The organism is Flavobacterium sp. (assembly GCF_035760125.1).
GTDB lineage: Bacteria > Bacteroidota > Bacteroidia > Flavobacteriales > Flavobacteriaceae > Flavobacterium.
The window spans coordinates 1-2,469 of the sequence record NZ_DASTTN010000216.1 but is presented as its reverse complement, the minus strand read 5'-3'; the positions used below and the strand labels follow the sequence as shown (position 1 = coordinate 2,469).

The following is a 2,469-nucleotide window of genomic DNA, read 5'->3' as shown; positions in this document are numbered from 1 at the left end:
TTCGCATTGTTTTTTTCTTGCTGTTTTTGACAACTAAATGCTATAAAAACTGTAAGTAAAAATAAAATCTGTTTCATCAGTTTAATTTCTGTTTTTCTGGTAATGGCTACTAACGTTCTGGTACTACAGCGGGTTTGGGATCAAATTAAGCCTTATTTTCGGATTTGCCAAATCATCGCAAATACAAAAACAACTCTCCATTAAGCCAATTGCCCAAATTCGTTGTAGTAGCTGTTGGCAGTAGGTTTTTCTGTTCTATTTATGTTCAGCCCAATCAAGCATATAGTAATCTGTTCCAATGAAAGCTTTTATGTCAAACTTATATTTTCCACTTCTTATTTCTTCAACTCCTGTACCGCAAAGAAATTCAGGCATTGTATCACGAGGCATATTTTTTAAGATTCCTTTCGGAGAACCAAAAGGCAGATTATTTTGGATTGTTAATTTTCTACAATTAATAACTAAAGATTTCTGCTTTGGTATTTTATAAAATTTGTCGTCAATATTAAGAGAATCAATGTCAAAATCAGTTTTATTGTAAACTTCTATTTGAACTCTTGAAGAGAAACAGAAAAAGTATATTGTTACGATTGAACAACATAGTATTCCTATAAAAATAAATCTCTTTAAGCCTTTATATTTTATGACTGATTTCATTCGGTTTATTCCATTTGGTTTTCTAAACTTACTGCCAACGTCTTGGCACTACAGCGGGTTTGGGACTAAATTAAGCCCTATTTTCGGATTTGCCAAATCATCCCAAATACAAGACCATTTTTCCATTAAGCCCAATGCCCAAATCCGTTGTAGTAGCTGTTAGCAGTTGTACTTATTATGCTTATTTTAATATCACGTATTCTCTAACACGTATTCTTCAAATTTAGTAAAGTTGTATATTAATGATGATATATATGAAATGGATGGAATTAAAAACAATAAATATAAAAGATTTCTAATAAATCCGTCTTGGTAAAATTCATTTGCAATTATTGAGATTATATAAATCAAAAATATGGTTGGGATTGCAAAAAAAGAAAGCATACTTAAAATTCTTCGTTCTCTTATTTCTGCTTTTAAATTCAGTAGAGCAGTTAAGGAAGATGTAAAATTAATTATACAAAGGAGAAAGTTTATGATTGAAGTATAAACGACCGTTTGGAACACTTCAAATCCATCTCTCGCAATATGTAGTATCAAAGAAGTAAATGCTGAAATAATCAAAGAAAAAATAAGGGAATAAACCAATTTCGACAGTATTTCTTTAATCATAATATTTTGTTTCTCGATGTGTGTTGGTATAACTGCTAACGTTCTGGTACTACAGCGGGTTTGGGATTAAATTAAGCTCTATTTTTGGATTTGCCAAATCATCCCAAATACAAAACTAACTTTCCATTAAGCCTATTGCCCAAATTCGTTGTAGTAGCTGTTACCAGTAGTACTTATATGTTTGTTGTTATTTCTCTTTCATTCAAAAGTTTGTCAATCGCCATTCTGGCTTCTTCAACCAATTTATCATTATTTCCTCTTCTGATTAATTCTTCGGAAGGCAGATTTTGAAATTCGCGCTTAAAAAAAGCAATTTTATTTTCTTGCGCTTTTTCAATTTCTGTTGGATCGTCACCAAACCATTTTTCTTTCAAGTTCATTAATTCCACAAACCTTGAAAAAACTACGAATAACAATAATATAAATGGAATTAGCTGTACAAATCCCATCGATAAGCTAAAAGCTTCGCTAAATTTGACGGCATTAAAGGTTGAAAGAATTAAAGCAAATGTTAGGATTCCCAAACTTAAATCTTTTTTTCTGAGTAGGAGAGCAGTTGAAACAGTTACTACGCTTATAATTCCAAATATAAATTGAGGACCAAAACTTGGGTTTCTAATAATTGAAATTATTATACTTACCCAAAGTATCATAACAATAGTAATTTCGGTTGTCGTTTTACGCATATTTGTTTTAGTATTACTGGTAACGTTCTGGTACTACAGCGGGTTTGGGATTAAATTAGGCCTATGCTTTGGATTTGCCAAATCATCCCAAATACAAAACCATTTTTCCATTAAGCCAATTGCCCAAATCCGTTGTAGTAGCTGTTAGGCGTTCGGTTGTTTATTTAATTTCTGTTCTAATTTTCAATTCAATACGCACTTTTTAACTATTTCTGCGTTTTGATTTAGTATCCATTTTTTTAAATCTTCATTTTCGTTAAATTCTTTGTCAATATCGGCAAAAAAAAAGTTATGATAAGTTTCATTTTCATTGACTTTATCATATTTAGTTTGTTCTTGATATTTTACATAAAATAATTGATTTTTATTGTAATAAAATTTCACACTTATTTTATTAAAAGTTCCATCTTCAAAATCAATTTTGCTGTCATAATCGGCTCTTAATAGCTTACAATTTTGATCTTCGTTATAATTTTTCAACTCTTTTTTGGATAAATTTTCAGTTTTCAGAATT

The 2,469-nt window shown here is 30.2% G+C and carries 3 protein-coding genes; all 3 read right to left on the bottom strand.

Features of this window, described 5'->3' with window-relative positions:
- Nucleotides 1–255: 255 nt before the first annotated feature.
- Nucleotides 256–657, bottom strand: coding sequence for a hypothetical protein (locus VFS71_RS07955; protein WP_326400397.1), 402 nt, complete (start codon nucleotides 655–657; stop codon nucleotides 256–258).
- A gap of 785 nt (nucleotides 658–1,442) precedes the next feature.
- Complete coding sequence (locus tag VFS71_RS07950; protein WP_326400396.1) at nucleotides 1,443–1,955, bottom strand: hypothetical protein; 513 nt, start codon at nucleotides 1,953–1,955, stop codon at nucleotides 1,443–1,445.
- A 183-nt stretch (nucleotides 1,956–2,138) separates the two neighbouring features.
- A partial coding sequence (locus tag VFS71_RS07945; protein WP_326400394.1) for a hypothetical protein occupies nucleotides 2,139–2,469 on the bottom strand: 331 nt, incomplete at its 5' end.